The 17,843-nt window shown below is 63.3% G+C and carries 19 protein-coding genes; 8 read left to right on the forward strand and 11 right to left on the reverse strand.

Annotated features, from left to right (window positions below; all coding sequences use genetic code 11):
* The coding region (gene ssb, locus AB4Y97_RS05465) for a single-stranded DNA-binding protein (RefSeq protein ID WP_441998249.1) at nt 1-149 on the reverse strand (149 nt) is incomplete at its 3' end.
* 125 nt (nt 150-274) lie between these two features.
* Entirely contained in the window at nt 275-625 is a 351-nt protein-coding gene (locus AB4Y97_RS05470) for a hypothetical protein (RefSeq protein ID WP_441998009.1), read from the reverse strand.
* 269 nt (nt 626-894) lie between these two features.
* On the opposite strand from AB4Y97_RS05470, the gene uvrA reads away from it, so the two are divergent.
* Nucleotides 895-3,834, forward strand: a complete 2,940-nt coding sequence (uvrA, locus tag AB4Y97_RS05475; RefSeq protein WP_441998010.1) for an excinuclease ABC subunit UvrA — start codon at nt 895-897, stop codon at nt 3,832-3,834.
* 240 nt (nt 3,835-4,074) lie between these two features.
* Entirely contained in the window at nt 4,075-4,161 is an 87-nt protein-coding gene (locus AB4Y97_RS05480; protein ID WP_441998250.1) for an SEC-C metal-binding domain-containing protein, read from the forward strand.
* 111 nt (nt 4,162-4,272) lie between these two features.
* On the opposite strand, the gene AB4Y97_RS05485 is transcribed toward AB4Y97_RS05480, so the two are convergent.
* Entirely contained in the window at nt 4,273-4,809 is a 537-nt protein-coding gene (locus AB4Y97_RS05485) for a cytochrome b (protein WP_441998011.1), read from the reverse strand.
* Between the two features lie 353 nt (nt 4,810-5,162).
* Between AB4Y97_RS05485 and AB4Y97_RS05490 the strand changes: the two genes are divergently transcribed.
* Together AB4Y97_RS05490 and AB4Y97_RS05495 are read left to right on the forward strand one after the other, a co-directional pair.
* Entirely contained in the window at nt 5,163-5,648 is a 486-nt protein-coding gene (locus AB4Y97_RS05490; RefSeq protein WP_441998012.1) for a hypothetical protein, read from the forward strand.
* A 293-nt stretch (nt 5,649-5,941) separates the two neighbouring features.
* Nucleotides 5,942-6,229: a porin gene (locus AB4Y97_RS05495; RefSeq protein ID WP_441998013.1), complete on the forward strand. Its 288-nt coding sequence runs from the start codon at nt 5,942-5,944 to the stop codon at nt 6,227-6,229.
* 29 nt (nt 6,230-6,258) lie between these two features.
* Here the strand turns inward: AB4Y97_RS05495 and AB4Y97_RS05500 are convergent, their stop codons facing one another.
* The 3 genes from AB4Y97_RS05500 to AB4Y97_RS05510 form a co-directional block, all read right to left on the reverse strand.
* Nucleotides 6,259-6,618 carry a cell envelope integrity protein TolA gene (locus tag AB4Y97_RS05500; protein WP_441998014.1) on the reverse strand — a complete coding sequence of 120 codons (360 nt, stop codon included), beginning with the start codon at nt 6,616-6,618 and terminating at the stop codon, nt 6,259-6,261.
* Nucleotides 6,619-6,830: 212 nt separating this feature from the next.
* On the reverse strand, nt 6,831-8,675 hold the full coding sequence (gene ilvD, locus AB4Y97_RS05505) for a dihydroxy-acid dehydratase (RefSeq protein WP_441998015.1): 1,845 nt from the start codon (nt 8,673-8,675) through the stop codon (nt 6,831-6,833).
* Between the two features lie 103 nt (nt 8,676-8,778).
* Nucleotides 8,779-9,297 (reverse strand): Lrp/AsnC family transcriptional regulator, encoded by a 519-nt coding sequence (locus AB4Y97_RS05510; RefSeq protein WP_441998016.1) that lies wholly within the window; start codon nt 9,295-9,297, stop codon nt 8,779-8,781.
* 125 nt (nt 9,298-9,422) lie between these two features.
* Between AB4Y97_RS05510 and AB4Y97_RS05515 the strand changes: the two genes are divergently transcribed.
* The gene (locus AB4Y97_RS05515) at nt 9,423-10,355 is read left to right on the forward strand and encodes a DMT family transporter (protein WP_441998017.1); all 933 of its coding nucleotides are present in this window, start codon (nt 9,423-9,425) and stop codon (nt 10,353-10,355) included.
* Nucleotides 10,356-10,418: 63 nt separating this feature from the next.
* On the opposite strand, the gene AB4Y97_RS05520 is transcribed toward AB4Y97_RS05515, so the two are convergent.
* Together AB4Y97_RS05520 and AB4Y97_RS05525 are read right to left on the reverse strand one after the other, a co-directional pair.
* The gene (locus AB4Y97_RS05520) at nt 10,419-10,940 is read right to left on the reverse strand and encodes a DUF6790 family protein (RefSeq protein ID WP_441998018.1); all 522 of its coding nucleotides are present in this window, start codon (nt 10,938-10,940) and stop codon (nt 10,419-10,421) included.
* A 144-nt stretch (nt 10,941-11,084) separates the two neighbouring features.
* Nucleotides 11,085-11,870, reverse strand: a complete 786-nt coding sequence (locus tag AB4Y97_RS05525) for a hypothetical protein (RefSeq protein ID WP_441998019.1) — start codon at nt 11,868-11,870, stop codon at nt 11,085-11,087.
* A 464-nt stretch (nt 11,871-12,334) separates the two neighbouring features.
* On the opposite strand from AB4Y97_RS05525, the gene AB4Y97_RS05530 reads away from it, so the two are divergent.
* Nucleotides 12,335-12,490 (forward strand): DUF1127 domain-containing protein, encoded by a 156-nt coding sequence (locus AB4Y97_RS05530; RefSeq protein WP_441998020.1) that lies wholly within the window; start codon nt 12,335-12,337, stop codon nt 12,488-12,490.
* A 164-nt stretch (nt 12,491-12,654) separates the two neighbouring features.
* Here the strand turns inward: AB4Y97_RS05530 and AB4Y97_RS05535 are convergent, their stop codons facing one another.
* Nucleotides 12,655-13,413: a glucose 1-dehydrogenase gene (locus AB4Y97_RS05535; RefSeq protein ID WP_441998021.1), complete on the reverse strand. Its 759-nt coding sequence runs from the start codon at nt 13,411-13,413 to the stop codon at nt 12,655-12,657.
* Nucleotides 13,414-13,502: 89 nt separating this feature from the next.
* On the opposite strand from AB4Y97_RS05535, the gene trmFO reads away from it, so the two are divergent.
* Both trmFO and AB4Y97_RS05545 read left to right on the forward strand, forming a co-directional pair.
* Nucleotides 13,503-14,921 (forward strand): methylenetetrahydrofolate--tRNA-(uracil(54)-C(5))-methyltransferase (FADH(2)-oxidizing) TrmFO, encoded by a 1,419-nt coding sequence (gene trmFO, locus AB4Y97_RS05540; RefSeq protein ID WP_441998022.1) that lies wholly within the window; start codon nt 13,503-13,505, stop codon nt 14,919-14,921.
* Nucleotides 14,922-15,013: 92 nt separating this feature from the next.
* A complete protein-coding gene (locus AB4Y97_RS05545) occupies nt 15,014-15,853 on the forward strand; it encodes a DUF1206 domain-containing protein (RefSeq protein ID WP_441998023.1) in 840 nt (279 codons plus the stop codon).
* 157 nt (nt 15,854-16,010) lie between these two features.
* Here AB4Y97_RS05545 and AB4Y97_RS05550 read toward each other — a convergent pair whose 3' ends face one another.
* Together AB4Y97_RS05550 and AB4Y97_RS05555 are read right to left on the reverse strand one after the other, a co-directional pair.
* Entirely contained in the window at nt 16,011-16,784 is a 774-nt protein-coding gene (locus AB4Y97_RS05550; protein ID WP_441998024.1) for an ABC transporter ATP-binding protein, read from the reverse strand.
* On the reverse strand, nt 16,778-17,842 hold the full coding sequence (locus AB4Y97_RS05555) for a FecCD family ABC transporter permease (protein WP_441998025.1): 1,065 nt from the start codon (nt 17,840-17,842) through the stop codon (nt 16,778-16,780). Before AB4Y97_RS05555 ends, AB4Y97_RS05550 begins: the two co-directional genes overlap by 7 nt.
* Nucleotide 17,843: the final 1 nt, after the last annotated feature.

A 17,843-nucleotide genomic window follows, 5' to 3' on the forward strand; every position in this document is an offset into this window, starting at 1 on the left:
TCCTTGCGCTCGCCCGAGGCCTTGTCCTTCCAGGTCTCCGAGGTCGCAAGGCGCAGGTTCACCACCGGTTCGCCATTGTTGAGACGCCGCACCTCCGGGTCGCGGCCCAGATTGCCCACCAGGATCACTTTGTTCACGCTGCCCGCCATCGGAGCCTCTCCTTGAAATTTTGAGGCTGTGTTCTGAGGCCGAAGGCACCTCGGAACAAGCCGGGGATCAGTTCTGCACAGCTCTGTCCCCAATAAAAGGGGGATCCCCGGCGGGAGTAGGAAAACTATGGCTTCATCGCCTGCTGCGCCTCCCCCAGCGCCTTCTCGCAGGCCCTCCCGTCCCCGGCCCTGTCCGCCGCGCGGGCCTCTTTGAGGGCCGTCAGGGCCTTCTCCAGGGACTTTCCTTCGCCGAGTTTCTGCTCCGCCTCGGCGATGGAGCCCGGCGTCGGCTGGTGGCGGAGGAGCGCGCCCGTGCTCTCGGGACCAGTCGGGCCCACCGCGGCTATTGCATCGATCCGGGCGTCGAGCTGAGCCTGGGTCTGGTCGATGGCAGTAGTGCACGGCCCGGCAAGGCCGGGGGCGGCGGAAAGGACGAGCATCAAGGGACTGACAACCAATGCATCGTGAATGAACATGTGCAGTCTCCCCTAGTTTCGGGAAGGCAGGTCCCGATGGAACCCGCCATGACTATCAACGCCCGACTCCGCTCCGGGATGCCAATGGGCGCCGCTCTCCGGTGGACGATGGGAGGAAGCCAAGCTCAGGCCCCATTGCCCTTCGTACCCTTTTTGTTCTAGCATCACGCTACGACTCAGACGCGGCCCGGTTGTGCGGGCGGCATTTGCGTCACATATGCAGAACTCCGTCCCTGCAGCGGGGCTTCATCACAGGCTTGAATTCGGCAATGGCTAAAATCGACGATCTGTTCAACCGCGCGAAAGCGGGCGACCGGGATGCGCGCGTGATCTCCGTGCGCGGGGCGCGGGAGCATAACCTCAAGAACGTCGATCTGATGGTGCCGCGCGACCATTTGGTGGTGTTCACGGGATTGTCGGGCTCGGGCAAATCGTCGCTCGCCTTCGATACGATCTATGCCGAGGGCCAGCGGCGCTATGTGGAATCGCTCTCCGCTTACGCCCGCCAGTTCCTGGAGATGATGCAGAAGCCGGACGTGGACCAGATCGACGGCCTCTCGCCCGCCATCTCCATCGAGCAGAAGACGACCTCGCGCAATCCGCGTTCGACGGTCGGCACCGTCACCGAGATCTACGACTACATGCGTCTGCTCTGGGCGCGGGTCGGTATCCCCTATTCGCCCGCCACGGGCCTGCCCATCGAAAGCCAGACGGTCAGCCAGATGGTGGACCGGGTGCTGGAACTGCCGGAGAAGACGCGGCTCTACCTGCTCGCCCCCGTGGTGCGCGGCCGCAAGGGCGAGTATCGCAAGGAAATCGCCGAGTTCCAGAAGAAGGGCTTTCAGCGCCTGAAGATCGACGGCGAATATTACGCCATCGACGAGGCCCCTGCCCTCGACAAGAAATTCAAGCACGACATCGACGTGGTGGTGGACCGTATCGTGGTGCGGGCCGATATCGCCGCGCGGCTGGCGGAATCGCTCGAAACCGCCCTCGACCTCGCGGATGGCATCGCGGTCGTCGAATATGCGGACGAGAAGGACGAGAAGGGCCAGCCCAAGCGCATCGTGTTCTCCTCCAAGTTCGCCTGCCCGGTTTCCGGCTTCACGATCCCCGAGATCGAGCCGCGCCTGTTCTCGTTCAACAACCCCTTCGGCGCCTGCCCTACCTGCGGCGGCATCGGCCATGAGATGCGCATCGATCCGGACCTCATCGTGCCGGATGAGAGCCTTTCGCTGAAGCGCGGGGCCATCGCGCCCTGGGCGAAATCCACCTCGCCCTATTACAACCAGACGCTGGAGGCGATTACCAGGCACTGCAAGGGCTCGATGACGAAGCCTTGGTCCGAGCTGCCGGAGAAGGTGCGCGACGTCATCCTCTACGGCTCGGGTAATGAGGCCATCCGCATGGCCTATGACGATGGCTTGCGCGCCTACGAGGTGAAGAAGCCCTTCGAGGGCGTGATCCCCAATCTCGAACGCCGCTACAAGGAGACTGAGAGCGACTGGTCCCGCGACGAGATCGGCCGCTTCATGGGCGAGACTCCCTGCGAGGCCTGCGGCGGCAAGCGCCTGAAGCCCGAGGCCCTGGCGGTGAAGATCGCCGGCTCCGATATTGGCGACGCCACTGCCCTTTCGGTGAAGGACGCCCATGCCTGGTTCGGAGCGCTGACAAAGCAGCTCACCAAGAAGCAGAACGAGATCGCGGGCCGCATCTTGAAGGAAATCCGCGAGCGCCTGACCTTCCTGGTCGATGTGGGCCTGGAATACCTGACGCTCGCCCGCGCCTCCGGCACGCTCTCCGGCGGCGAGAGCCAGCGCATCCGCCTCGCCTCGCAGATCGGCTCAGGGCTGACGGGCGTGCTCTACGTGCTCGACGAGCCTTCCATCGGCCTGCACCAGCGCGACAACGAGCGCCTGCTCGTCACTCTCAAGCGCCTGCGCGATCTCGGCAACACGGTGATCGTGGTGGAGCACGACGAGGATGCGATCCTGCAGGCGGATTATGTGTTCGATATCGGCCCCGGCGCCGGCATCCATGGCGGCAAGATCGTCGCCGAGGGCACGCCCGCCGAGATCCTCGCCAACCCGAAATCGCTGACCGGAAAATATCTCACCGGCGAGATGTCCGTGAAGGTGCCGGAAAAGCGCCGCAAGCCGACGAAGGGCCGCGCGCTGAAAGTGGTGGGCGCCCGCGGCAATAACCTGAAGAACGTCACGGCGGAAATTCCGCTCGGCACCTTCACCTGCATCACCGGCGTGTCGGGTGGCGGCAAGTCGACGCTCGTCATCGACACGCTTTACAAGGCTGTCGCCCGCAAGCTCAACGGCGCGCTGGAGCATCCGGCCCCACATGACCGCATCGAGGGGCTGGAGCATCTCGACAAGGTCATCGACATCGACCAATCCCCCATCGGCCGCACGCCGCGCTCGAACCCGGCGACCTATGTAGGCGCCTTCACGCCGATCCGCGAATGGTTCGCAGGCCTCCCCGAGGCCAAGGCGCGCGGCTATCAGGCGGGGCGCTTCTCCTTCAACGTGAAAGGCGGGCGCTGCGAGGCCTGCTCCGGCGACGGCGTCATCAAGATCGAGATGCACTTCCTGCCCGATGTCTACGTCACCTGCGACGTGTGCAAGGGCAAGCGTTACGACCGCGAGACGCTGGAGGTGAAGTACCGTGAAAAATCCATCGCCGACGTGCTCGACATGACGGTGGAGGAAGCCCGCGAGCTGTTCAAGGCCGTGCCCACCATCCGGGAGAAGATGCAGACGCTTGCCCGCGTCGGCCTCGACTACGTCCATGTGGGCCAGCAGGCCACGACACTTTCGGGCGGCGAAGCGCAGCGCGTGAAGCTGTCGAAGGAGCTGTCCAAGCGAGCCACCGGCCGCACCCTTTACATCCTCGACGAGCCCACGACGGGCCTGCATTTCCACGACGTGGCGAAGCTGCTCGAAGTGCTGCATGAGCTGGTCGAGCAGGGCAACACCGTGGTGGTGATCGAACACAATCTCGAAGTCATCAAGACCGCCGACTGGGTCATCGACATGGGCCCCGAAGGCGGCGACGGCGGCGGGCTGATCGTGGCCGAAGGCACACCGGAAGACATCGCCAAGTCGAAGGCCAGCCACACAGGGCGCTTCCTGAAGGAAGTGCTGGAGCGGCGGCCGTTGAAGAAGCAGAAGAAGGTGGCGAAGGAAGCGGCGGAATAGGCCCCCGTCGAATGGCGACGCGTGTTGCTACAAAGTTACTAACTTCAAGGTCGTTGCGGACTTGACATGCCCTCCCGCGCCGAGATCCGGCGTAGCGAACGAAGGAGGCTTCCATGTCCAAGATCCGCGCCCCCTTCGACCTCCCCCGCTTTTGAGGTCACCAGCAAGCGTCGCAAATCCTACCCATCCGAAACTCACGTCAAGCGTGGCGTCCGGATTGTCCGCGGCGACGTTGAGCTCATGGAAAAGCTCGGCCGCAATGATCCATGCATCTGCGGCTCGGGACGCCGGTTTCAAAAAATGCTGCATGCGCAGCGGCCGCTATGACGGCTCCGACCGGGACCACTACTTTTAGGGATTGAAAATCCTTGTGCGCCGGTGCGAAACGGCGTGGCGACGGGCCGCAGCCTCTGCGGCCGTCATCGCTTTGAGGACCTGCTATCCGCCCCGCGCAGACACCATGCGCCGCAGGACGCCGTCCTTCCAGAGATAGTGATGCGCGAGCGCCGCGCCCGCATGGATCAGCGCGACGATCATGATCGCGTTGGCGGCCAGTCCGTGCCATCCAGTGAGCGGCCGGCGCAGGCTCGGATCCCCGATCTGCGGCAGGGACCAGAGGCCGAACAGGTTGTAGCCGCGGACAAAGGCATTGGCGATGCCGAGGCCGATGGCGGTCGCGAGCAGCACGTAGAGCAGGTAATGGGTCACCTTGGCGACGAGGTGGAGCACGCCGTTTTCGGCTGGCGGCAGTCCTCGGCCGGGGCCCGCGCGCCAGAGAATGCGCACGATCAGCACCAGGGCGAGCGCGAAACCGAGGGTCACATGCAGAGACCAGACACCGGTGCGCAGAGGGCCGCGGGGGAAGAGATCGGCGGTCTGGCCGAAGATCCAGAGAAACGCGACCAGCCCGGCGGTGATCCAGTGCAGGGCAATCGTCGCCCGATCGTAGCGATCTTCAATCGTAGTGATAGGCATAGAGCTTTCATCCTTCATGACGCCTACCGGACTACGGTCTCCCCTCTCCTCGCAGCCCGGAAGGACGGCCCAAGGGGAGCGGAACGCGGACCTGATCGGCACAGGTTAAAGTCCCTACCCCTGCCATAGGGCTGCAGACGTTTAGAACTCTTCCAAGGTACTAAATAGGGCGCGTCTGACAAGCCCGTCCTCCGCCTCCCACGGCTTATCGGATTGCCGCAGGCCTCTCTTCGGCGGCGCTCATCCCCCTCTTCCTGCGTCATCAGCTTGACGGTTGCCGCAGGGTAAGGAAAGCATTCCCTGCTTCATGAACTCATGAAGCCAAAACATCAAAACAAATGGGGGCATTCCGAATGAAAAAGTTTTTGATGGGCGCCGTTCTGGCAGGCCTTCTCGCCCTGCCGGCGGAAGCCCGCAACTTCGCCGTTCCCGAAAAGGATCCGTCGGTCACCCTCATCGTCCCCGATACATGGAAAATCGAGGAGATCGACTTTGGTTACTCGGCCCAATCGCCCGGCGAGGACGTGTTCTTCTCGGTCGAATACGCCCATGCACGCGATATCGAGGCCATGCTCGACAACAACGACAAGTGGATGAAGCAGAGCGGCATCAAGAAGGTGAAGCCCGAGAAGATCGCGGGCAAGCTGAACGGCATCGACGCCACTGTCTTCCAGTTCAACACGACCGATGAGAACGGACCGACCCAAGTCGAATTCATCCTCCTACCCGCCGGCAAGGAGCGGACGATCATGTTGACCCTGTGGGCCTCGGACGGCGAGCGGGAAAAGCACAAGGACGCGATCGACATGATGATGAACAGCGTCAAACCGATCCAGTAAATCTCCGCCCGACATAGTGCATCTCCGCTAAGCGCCCGGTTGGTGCTTCGAAGCTGTCCTCCGACACGACATAGCTTTCGCACTCCGGCCTCAAGACGATTTCCCATGAACAAAAGGAGCGGCTGCAATCGCAACCGCTCCCTTCCTAAGCCTCCAACGGCAGTGACTAGCGGATTCCGACCGAGCCCCCTACGCCGCGGCCGTCATGACAGCGAGATGCGTAATGAGATGAGACGCGCCAGAACGCCTGACTTGCGCTATGGTCGGGCCATACGGTTCCCGTGAGGCTTTCGATGAAACGACGTCTCTTCGCCCTCGCCTTCTCAAGCCTCGCATTGCCCGGCCCGGCCATCGCGGCGCAGCCTTCCGCCTGCCCGCCCGGCTTTTCAGCCCTGCAGGGCTCGGACACCTGCGTACGCGTCAGCGGCCGGATGCGCGCGGAGAGCGTGATCGGCTCGGCCCGCACGCGCGGGTCCAACGCTTTTCAATCTGGCGCCAGCGGCCGTGTTCAGCTCGATGTGCGCAAGCAGACGGAATACGGCCCCCTCCGCGCCGTCATCCGCGCCGAAGGCCAGCGGTAGGTTCGCCCACTTTCAGCGGGACATGAAGGCTAGCTCGCCTTGAAAGTGATCCTCAAGACTTTCCATTGCGGATAGCGAGCGGCGAATTCCGCAGGAATGTTGAATGGCGCACATTGCTCCAGGGCGCGCAACGCGGCTTGAGCGACGAGCGAATTGGCAGGCTGATTCAGCACCTTCGGAGGCTGTGCAAGCGTTCCGTCGGCCTTCAGATGCACCTCGACGGTGGCCGGCTCTTCACCGCGTGCCTTTTGGGGGAGGACGTAGCATCGTTGAACTTGGCTATGCAGCACCATGACCAGCTCGGCGCGCTGGCCGGTGCCTCCGGTCACGCATGCCGACAGGCTCAAGGCCAGGGCAATGGGAAAGGCTGCGAAGACGAGACGGCTCATTCCAGGATGACCTCATCCGATGCGATCAGGGGCACAGAGCACGCCATGAAACTCAGTTTCAAGTGCTTATGGGATTAATATCCGACCCAATCCACATGTCATTCCCGGGCCGGAGGGGACGTAATCACCGGAGGAAGGAGAGCAGGACAGCGCCCTTCGCCTCTCCCCTCGGGAGAGGCGAAGGGCGCGTGTCATTTCGAGCGGCGCGCGCCCTATTCCGGCAGAACCCGCACCGCGCCGCGGGCGGCGCTGGTGGTCATGGCGGCGTAGGCCTTGAGCGCGGTCGAGACCTTGCGCTTGCGGTCGGTGGCGGGCTTCCAGGCGTTGTTTCCGCGCGCTTCCTGGGTCGTGCGGCGCTGGGCCAGCACGTCGTCGGCAACGGCCAGTCGGATCGAGCGGTTGGGGATGTCGATCTCGATCCGGTCGCCCTCCTCCACGAGGCCGATCAGGCCGCCTTCGGCGGCTTCCGGCGAGGCGTGACCGATGGACAGGCCCGAGGTGCCGCCGGAGAAGCGGCCGTCGGTGATGAGAGCGCAGGCCTTGCCGAGACCCTTCGATTTCAGATAGCTCGTCGGGTAGAGCATTTCCTGCATGCCGGGGCCGCCGCGCGGGCCCTCGTAGCGGATCACCACAACGTCTCCCGCCGTGACGGCGCCGCTCAAGATGCCCTTCACCGCGTCGTCCTGGCTCTCGAACACCTTGGCGGGGCCGCTGAATTTCAGGATGCTCTCGTCGACGCCCGCGGTCTTCACGATGCAGCCCTCTTCGGCGAGGTTGCCGTAGAGCACCGCCAGCCCGCCATCCTTCGAGAAGGCGTGGGCGGCGTTACGGATGACGCCCTTCTCGCGGTCGAGGTCGAGGTCTTCCCAGCGCCGGTCCTGGCTGAAGGCCACCTGGGTCGGCACGCCGCCAGGGGCCGCCTGGAAGAAGGTGCGCACCGCCTCGCTATGCGTGCGCATGGCATCCCAGCGGTCCAGCGCCTCGCCGAGGCTCGCGCTGTGCACGCTGCCGGCATCGCTGTGGATCAGACCCGCGCGGTCAAGCTCGCCCAGGATGCCCATGATGCCGCCGGCGCGATGCACATCCTCGATATGCACGTCGGCAACCGCAGGCGCGACCTTGCACAGAACCGGCACGCGGCGGGAGAGTCGGTCGATATCCTGCATGGTGAAATCGAGTTCCGCCTCATGGGCGGCGGCGAGCAGATGCAGCACCGTGTTGGTGGAGCCGCCCATGGCAATGTCGAGGGTCATGGCGTTCTCGAAGGCCTTGAAGCTCGCGATGGCGCGCGGCAGCACCGAAGCGTCGTCCTGCTCGTAATGACGGCGGGCGAGATCGACGATGAGATGGCCCGCTTCCACGAACAGGCGCTTGCGATCCGCATGGGTCGCCAACACCGTGCCGTTGCCGGGCAGCGAGAGGCCAAGCGCCTCGGTGAGGCAGTTCATGGAATTGGCCGTGAACATGCCCGAGCACGAGCCGCAGGTGGGGCAGGCCGAACGCTCGACGGCCTTCACTTCTTCGTCGGTATAGCTGTCGTCGGCGGCGACCACCATGGCATCGACGAGGTCCATCGCCTTGAGCTTGCCGCGCAGGTTCACCTTGCCCGCCTCCATCGGCCCACCGGAAACGAACACGGTCGGGATGTTGAGGCGAAGCGACGCCATCAGCATGCCGGGAGTGATCTTGTCGCAATTGGAGATGCAGACCATCGCGTCGGCGCAATGGGCGTTGACCATGTACTCGACCGAGTCCGCGATGATCTCGCGGGAGGGCAGGCTGTAGAGCATGCCGTCATGGCCCATGGCGATGCCGTCATCGACCGCGATGGTGTTGAACTCCTTGGCGACGCCGCCGGCCTTTTCGATCTCGCGGGCGACGAGTTGGCCGAGGTCCTTCAGATGCACGTGGCCGGGAACAAATTGGGTGAAGGAATTCACCACCGCGATGATCGACTTGCCGAAATCCTCGTCCTTCATTCCCGTCGCGCGCCAAAGGCCGCGAGCGCCGGCCATGTTGCGGCCATGGGTGGTGGTACGGGAACGATATTGCGGCATGATGCGACCTGATATTCCGAAAGTTTCGTGACGGCTGGGAGGGTTACTACACCGGAGTGGGCCAAGGTCCAAGCTTTTGACGTGCCTTTCGGAAAGCGGCCTCTTACGCGTCCGCTCCGGGCTCGCATGCCGGCCCGCCTCCCCGCTTGAGATGTCCGAGCGGCAAGGCCGCATCCGACTTCGCCCGCGTGAGCACGAAGTTGGAGCGGATATCGCCGATCATTGGCAAGGTGAGAAGCTTTTCCGTCAAGAGGCGCTCATAGGCCTTCAGGTTCGGCACCACGATTTCGGCGATGAAATCGGCCGTGCCGGAGACCATGTGGCAGGACACGACCTCCGGCATGGCGGAGAGCGCCTCCTGCAAGGCCCTGGCATTGTCGCGGGAATGCTTCTCCACCTTGATCTCCACGAACACGGTGAGGCCGAGCCCCACCGATTCCCGGTCGAGCACGGCGCGGTAGGTGCGGATGAAGCCGTCGCGCTCCAGGCGGCGGACACGGCGCAGGCAGGGCGATGGCGACAGGCCGATCCGGTCCGCCAGCTCGTTGTTGGTGAGCCTGCCGTCCTCCTGCAGGGCGGTGAGGATCTTCAGGTCGATGGCGTCGAGGTTAATGTAGGGCATCTCATCCCTCTGGACGGATTTTGCGCAATTTCCTGCCAAGATAGGAGCATGAGCGGACTGAAATTCGCAAGGACATGCTCCGCCGTGATCGTGCATGCTGGCCCAGCCGATTCAAGGAGCCCCGCATGCCCGACACCGTTCAAGCGGCAACCGCCGCACCAGCAGCCTCCGGCGACCGCAGGGCCCTCCTGGGTTGGATCGCGGCGCTCGTCACCGTCATCATCTGGGCGTTCTGGATGGTCGGCACCCGCCATGCGGTCACGCACAGCCTGCCGCCCGCGGCGGTCGGAGTCGTGCGCTTCGCGATCCCTGCTCTCCTGCTCGCGCCGATCACTTGGCGGATGGGGTTATGGCCCAAGGGCCTGCCGCTGCCGGTCGGGCTCGGGCTTCTCTGCTCTGGCGCACCCTTCTTCCTCATCGTGGCCACGGGCATGCAATTCGCGCCCGCGGCCGATATCGGCCCGCTCCTGCCCGGCACCATGCCGCTCTTCGTGGCCCTCATCGGCTGCCTCGCCTTCGGGGACCGCTTCGGACGCACGCGACTCGTCGGCTTCGCCATGATTCTGCTTGCCGTTCTCTGCATCGGTGGGCGCAGCCTGCTCGATGCGGCGAGCGGCACCTGGCAGGGGCATCTGCTGCTTCTCTCCGGCGCCTGCCTGTGGGGCATCTATACCCATGCCTATCGGCGCAGCGGCCTCTCAGCCCTGCAGGCCGCGGGCCTGATCGGTCTGTGGTCGATGCTGATCCTCGTGCCGCTGGGCGGGCCCGCGCTGGCCGGCGCCGTCGCGGACGGGCTCGCGGGAGCCGTGATCGTTCAGGCGGTGCTGCAGGGTTTCATATCCGGCGTCGTCGGCATCGTGCTCTATGGCTTTGCCATCGATAGGCTCGGCCCCTCGAGAGCAGCCGCCCTGTCGCCCCTCGGGCCGGTTCTGGCGACACTGATCGCCATTCCCGTGCTTGGTGAAATTCCCGATCTGGCCGCGGTGATGGGCATTGCGGCGGTTACTCTCGGTGTCCTGCTGGCAAGCGGCATCCTGAGCCCGCAGGAGCGGACTTAAGAGCGGCCCGGCAATCGGAACCCATCGACTGGTCGAGCGCGCCATGTCCTCCACGCGAAAGGCCTATCGCGCATAGGCAGGCACATGGGCCCGCATCTGGCTCATCCATAGCAGCGTGAAGCCGATGAGCGGGAGCAGAATATCTGAGTAGAAAATCACGCCGGCATTGCCGGGTGCGTAATTATGGGCCTCCACCATCTGCACCACATGGCCCCAAGCCGCGCCCCAGAGAAAGCAGGCGGGGCCGAGAATAGCGGCGAGACGTGTGCCGAAATTTCCCTTGAAGGCGAGAAATCCCACCATCGAGAAGCCAAGACTCGCGAAGCCGACTTCCTTCTGGAACGGGCTTGTCTGCCAGCCGATGAACGAGGCCGCCATCTCGGAGAAGAAGACGTGCATGATGAAGTTGTAGAGGAAGCTGACGCCCAGGGAGAAGAAGAGAAACCAGGACAGGAGGGCCTCGACCACGATAGCCCGGCTCCAGGGGCGCGGACGGCGGACAAGCGAAATCATCGCGGCGACGAGACCGACGACGAAGAGCGTCAATGTGAAGTTGCTGAACAGAAACGTGATTGCCTGCTGCATGGATCCCCCTAGCCAAAGTGGCTTATTTCCCTAAGGGGAGAGTGACGTTTCGCCATTACTGTCGCAAGTCCAATGCAGATTATTTGTCTGCGACATGTAAAAAGGAGCCGGCGGCCCGGCCCCTTTTTCAGATTACACTTACTCTTACTGACCTGTCGTTCCGCTCACCGAAGCACCGCCCTGTTGCTGCAAGCGCAGATTGGTCGAGCCGGACGAGCCGCCACGAATATTGCCGCTCGCATTCATCTGTGTGCGGGTCGTGACAGAACCGGTCGCCTCGGGGCTGGAGGAGCGCTGGCGCGTGGTGGTCGAGACATTGACATCGCCCGACGGCCGGACACTGGTGCGATGCCGCTCTACCGATACGCCGACGCTGGGCGAGACATCCCGTGTCTGGTGAACGGTGGTACGGCGGGTCACGGAGACGTTCGGCTCATCTATTTCATAGCGCCGTACCGTCCGGCGGCGAACTTCGACCGGCTCATCGACAACGTAGTGTCGGCGTTTGCTGACAACGACCTTGGTCGATGGCTTTCTCTTCTTCACAACCACTTTCTTGATCGAAGGCTTATTCTTGACAACCGTACGGTGAACTTCCGTGGTCGGTTCGTCATAGGTGGTGACCATCCGGCGATGCGTGACGGAAACGCTCGGCTCTTCCACTTCTCGAACCGTACGGGTGCTTCGCACCGAAACCCCGCTGCGCTCTCGCGCTTCGACGCCGATGCGCGCACCACTCTCAACACGCGTACGAACATGAGTATCCGTCCTGACAGGTGAGCCCTGGGCGCCAGAACGGTGGTTCAAGGTCATCGTCGGAGAGCCGGAGGACGTCTGCGTCGTCAGGCTCGTATTGGACCCCGTGGAGGTCTGGGCATAGGCCGTGGTGCTCAGCAGCACGAGAACCGCCCCAAAGGCTATTCTCTTCATGGAAGCATCTCCTTCAAAGCAAAACTTGCCGAGAAAACGCGACGGCCCCGATGCCGTTCCAAGTAAAAACCCTGTTACAAGATTTTTATACTTCGTGATCGAAATATGAATATTTATTCATCTTTAAGTTGCCGAGCGGGCACTTCTGAACACGCAATCCAGAAACGGGATTATGATACGTTGTTTTATATTTCCTTCCGAGGGCCTGTTCTATTCATTGGACAAGGACCCACTACGCCGCTCGCCAAGGATGCGACCGAAGGTAGAGGAGACAACCCTCCTCTAGCAAGGATGCACCATGGTCATGACTCGTTAACTTGGCCTTAGGGTGCTATGCTACTAAAGCATAACAGACCTACATTATTACCACTCCTCTTTCGCGGCGCACACCCTTATATGCTGCATTGCACACGCAAGAACAAAGGCCGCCGGTCACCCGGGCCGGCAAACTGAAGGAGCTTCCAATGTTCGTGACCTATATCCTCTCCAAAGTCCGCTCTTACCTGCGTTACCGCGAGACCGTCCGTGAGCTTTCGCAGCTTACGGATCGCGAGCTCGACGATCTCGGCATCTCCCGCTTCCAGATCGACAACATCGCTCGCCAGCACGCCACTGCGTAACTTATCGCTGCACTGCAGCAAAGGCCCTCGCCCGCCTTCCGGCGGGCGTTTGCTTTTCCAGAGCCGTTTCCCTTGCATGGATCGGCTCTTTTCTTTTGCCCGGACGCATTTCCGACGGCGAACCGAATCCACTTCGCCTGAAAATGCTCCTGGATCGGATTCCTTCAGCGGCCGCCCGAAACGGGGATATTGGCCCCCGTGATGTAGGATGCGGCATCCGACATCAGGAACAGGATGGCCTCCGCTATTTCCTCCGGCTCTCCGATTCGGTTCAGGGGTATCTTCGACCGGAAGCGCTCCATCCGCCCGGCATCGCCGGTGCTTTTTTCGTGAATTTCCGTCCGCGTGATGCCGGGCGACACGGCATTGACCCGGACCCCTTCCCCCGCCAGTTCCTGGGATAATCCGATCGTCAGGGCGTCGATGGCTCCCTTGGACGCCGCATACCACACATACTCGCCGGCGCTTCCGAGCCGCGAGGCGACTGACGAAATATTGACGATCGATCCGCCCCCGCCGCCATTTCGCGTCGACAGACGACGGGCAGCCTCGCGTGCCACCCATAACGCGCCCAGGACATTGACATCGATGCAGGTGCGGATCGTTTCCGTGGATGCCAGATCGAGACGGCTCGACCGTCCCGTGATTCCGGCATTGTTCACCACATGCGACAGAGGGCCTAAGGCCGCCTGCGCCTCGTCGAACATGCGCGCCACGTCCTCTTCGACAACCATATCCCCTTGGCAGGCGAGCGCCGAAGCGCCGGAGGCGAGGCAGGCCTCGACGACTCGGCTCGCCGCCTCCTTGTCGGACTTGAAATTGATGGCCACGTCATAGCCGCGGGCGGCGGCGAGTTGCGCCACTGCCGCGCCAATGCCGCGGCTGCCTCCTGTAATAAGCACGACGGGTCGCTTGAGGGACATGAATGTGAGCCTGCTCTTGAATATGGAATGGCTCAGCTTGACCCGCGCCGTGTTGAGGGTCAACAACACCCCCGTTCGAGAGGGATAAGATGAGCAACCTGCACCCCATCCATGTCATCGGCGGCGGCCTCGCCGGTTCGGAAGCCTCCTGGCAGATCGCCCAGGCGGGAGTCCCCGTCATCCTGCACGAGATGCGGCCCGTGCGCGGCACCGATGCCCACAAGACCGATGGGCTCGCCGAACTTGTCTGCTCCAACTCGTTCCGCTCCGACGATGCCGAGACCAATGCGGTCGGCCTGCTGCATCAGGAGATGCGCAGCTTGGGCTCCCTCATCATGGCCAAGGGCGATGCGAACCAGGTTCCCGCCGGCGGCGCGCTCGCCGTGGACCGGGACGGATTTTCCGCCGCCGTCACGGCGGCACTCGAGGCGCATCCGCTCATCACCATCGAGCGCGGCGAGGTCGCGGGTCTTCCGCCGGAGGCGTGGTCCTCCGTCATCGTCGCCACCGGTCCCCTCACCTCGCCCGCCCTGGCGGAGGCCATTCTCGGACTGACCGGCGAGAAGGAACTCGCTTTCTTCGACGCCATCGCGCCCATCGCCTATCGGGACTCCATCAACATGGATATCGCCTGGTTCCAGTCGCGCTACGACAAGGTCGGGCCGGGTGGCACGGGCAAGGACTACATCAACTGCCCGATGACCAAGGAGCAGTATGACGCCTTCATCGATGCGCTGCTCGCGGGCGACAAGACCGATTTCAAGGAATGGGAGGCGAACACCCCCTATTTCGACGGCTGCCTGCCCATCGAGGTGATGGCCGAACGCGGACGCGAGACTCTGCGTCACGGCCCCATGAAGCCGGTGGGGCTGACCGACCCCAACAACCCCGACAAGAAGCCCTACGCCATCGTGCAACTGCGCCAGGACAACGCGCTCGGCACCCTGTTCAACATGGTCGGCTTCCAGACCAAGCTGAAATACGGCGAGCAAACCCGCATCCTGCGCATGATCCCCGGCCTCGAGAACGCGGAATTCGCGCGCCTCGGCGGGCTGCATCGCAACACTTATCTCAACTCGCCGAAGCTGCTCGACGGTACGCTTCGCCTCAAGGCGATGCCGCGCCTGCGCTTCGCCGGGCAGATCACAGGCTGCGAGGGTTATGTGGAAAGCGCCGCGGTCGGCCTGATGACGGGCCGCTTCGCCGCCGCCGAGCGGCTCGGCCACCCCCTCGCGCCCCTGCCCTCCACCACGGCGCTCGGCGCGCTCATCAACCACATCACTGGCGGCCACATCGAGACCATCGACGAGGGACCGCGCTCCTTCCAGCCGATGAACGTCAATTTCGGCCTGTTCCCGCCGCTCGAATTCGCAGCGAAAGACGAGAACGGCAAGCGCCTGCGCGGCCCGGCCAAGGCCGCCGCCAAGAAAAAGGCCCTGACGGATCGGGCGCGCGCCGACCTGACCGCATGGATGGCCGGTGGCGCATTGTCGGCAGCGGCGGAATAGAGCGACGTTCGAAGTCGCCGCCTCAGGAACACATGCGACGGACCTGTCGTTGACGCTGCAGCTTGGCTTGCAGCGTGGAGATTGGCCCGTCGATGAATTGGAAATCCGGGAATCTGACGGAATGGATGGCTCGCCTGGGCTACGGCGCCCGCGGCATCGTCTATTGCCTCGTCGGCGGATTGGCCGTTCTCGCCGCCACCGGCTCCGGCGGGCAGATCGGCGGCAGCGGCAGCGCCTTGCAGACCCTTCTGGGCCAGCCCTTCGGAAAGGTGCTTCTCGGCCTCATCGCCCTCGGCCTTCTCTGTTTCGCTCTCTGGCGTGTGATCGAGCCACTGACGGATGCGGACCGGCTCGGTTCCTCGGGCAAGGGCCTTCTGATCCGTGGCGGTCATCTCCTCAGTAGCCTTGCCTATGCAGGCATTGCCTTGACGAGCCTCAATCTCGCCATCGGCCGCAGCGGAGGCCATGGCGACGATCAATCCGCGCGCGACTGGACCGCCTGGCTTCTCGGCAAGCCCTTCGGCCAATGGCTGGTCGCGCTGGTCGGAATCGCCGTCATAGGAATCGGCGTTGCCTTCTTCTGGAAAAGCTGGAGCGGCAAGGTGACAAACGACCTGATGCTGGAGGAGCATGCACGGCGATGGGTCATCCCACTGGGCCGGGTCGGCTATGCCGCCCGCGGCATCGTTTTCGTGCTGATCGGCGGGTTTCTGGTCCTCGCTGCGGTTTACAGCAACTCCTCCGAAGCGAAGGGGCTTGGCGGAGCCCTCCAGAGCCTCCAAGCGCAGCCCTATGGCTGGATTCTTCTCGCCATCACCGCCGCAGGCCTTCTTGCCTTCGGCATTTTCGCCCTCGTGCAGGCCCGTTACCGGCACATCGAGGGGCCGCGCCTCGACGATATCAAGGAGGCCGCGACGCAGGGCTTGAGCTAAAGCATTTTCCGTAAAAATGGACACCGGTATTGCGAAAGGATCCAGTGGCAGTCGAAGACACTTTCTATGCAGATTGCATGCACACGGCCGCGCTTGATGGCGCCGACTGACGCAGATCAGACGTTCAATGTCGTCGGCACGCGAGCGTGGCGACGGATCAGGCTTGGCGAACAATAGGCCCGTCGATGATGACCTGAGCGCACAACCGGGAGCATCGCTCGATCCGACCGTCGACCTTGTAGATGTTCCTGAGAAGGTCAGATGTGATGACTGTCTCGGCCGGTCCGCATCTCACCATCGTTCCGCCATCGATCACAAGGACGCGGTCGGCCACGCGTAGAACCTGGTTGAGGTCGTGGACTGCCAGAACGACGCAAATCTCGTGCCTGCGCGACAGGTTTCGGATCAGCGCCAGAACCTCGACCTGCCGATGGAGGTCAAGCGCGCTCGTAGGCTCGTCCAGCAGAAGGATCTGCGGCTCGCGCACCAGTGTCTGGGCCAGGGATACCAACTGCCGTTGACCACCGCTGAGCTCGCACAAGCCCTTGAAGGCGATGGGCTCAATTCGGAGCGCCGCGAGAATCTCGTCCACGGCTTCCAGGTCTCCGTCGCTGACCCGGTGGTCGCCGCCCTGCTTCCGCGCCAGGAGGATCGACTCGTAGACCGTGAGCACCGTGTTCACCGATGTGTCCTGAGGCATGTAGCAGACGCCCCGGGAAGCGGCCCTCTCCGAGAGGCCACCGATGGTGATCTCTCCCGGTCCAGCGAGAAGCCCTGCGATGCGCCGGAAAAGGCTCGACTTGCCGGCGGCGTTCGGTCCGATCACTGCCGTCACCTCACCACCCTTCATGACCGGGGTCGTGATGCTCGAAAGGACCTCCTGCTTGCCATAGCGGACGCCGACGTCGTTGAGTTGCAATGTGGCTACCATGCCCGCCTCCGATTGGTCATGATCAGGCTGAACAGAAACGGCACTCCGACCAGCGCCGTGATGATGCCGATGGGGATGATGCTCCCCGGAATGAGGGATTTGCTGATCACGGATGTCAGCGATAGCATCGCGGCGCCTGAAAGAGCGGAGGCCGGCAGGAAGAACCGTTGATCCTCTCCGATCATCATCCGGGCGATGTGAGGGCCGACGAGACCGACGAAGCCGATCGTCCCGACAAACGCTACGGGCACGGCGGCGAGAACGCTGACGATCAGCATCGTCTCGAGCCTGAGCCAGCGGACGTTCACACCGAAGCTCGCAGCCTTATCCTCGCCGAGACGAAGCGCCGTCAGAGCCCAGGCGCGACGGAAGAAGAGCGGGAGCGCAACGACGAGGATTGCCGTCGTAATCGTCAGCTTCGGCCAAGTCGCCCGGGTGAGGCTGCCCATGGTCCAGAAGACGACGGCCGCCAACGCCTGCTCGGAGGCGAGAAACTGCACGAGGGCCAGCAGAGCGTTGAAGGTGAAGACGAGGGTAATGCCCAGCAGGACGATCGTCTCGACCGCCACGCCACGCCGCTGGCTCATGAGATGAATGAACAGGGCAACGCCCATCGCCATGAGCAGGGCATTGATCGACACCCCGTACTCAGTGGCGAAAGGCAGGAGACCGACCCCGAACACGAGAGCGAGCGACGCGCCGAAGCTCGCGGCGGCCGAGATACCGAGCGTGAAGGGGCTGGCGAGCGGATTGTTGAGGATCGTCTGCATCTGCGCGCCCGCAGCCGAGAGAGCCGCGCCGACGACCACCGCCATCAGGGCTACCGGCATCCGGATATCCCAGATCACAACTCCGACCTGATGGGACACCTCCGACGATCCGGCCAGCGCGAGCACGACCTCCCGCATGCTGTAGCGAGCGGGCCCCAATCCCAGATCGGCGATGACGGATAGAACCAGGACGAGCGCGAGCGCCAGGAGAAGGAGTTTCTTGCGCTGCACGAGGGCGCGGTACACTCCGCGCCCAGTCTGTGCTGCAACGGATGCCGCGTGAGCCAAG

It is taken from the genome of Microvirga sp. 2TAF3 (assembly GCF_052114965.1).
Taxonomy (GTDB): Bacteria; Pseudomonadota; Alphaproteobacteria; order Rhizobiales; family Beijerinckiaceae; genus Microvirga.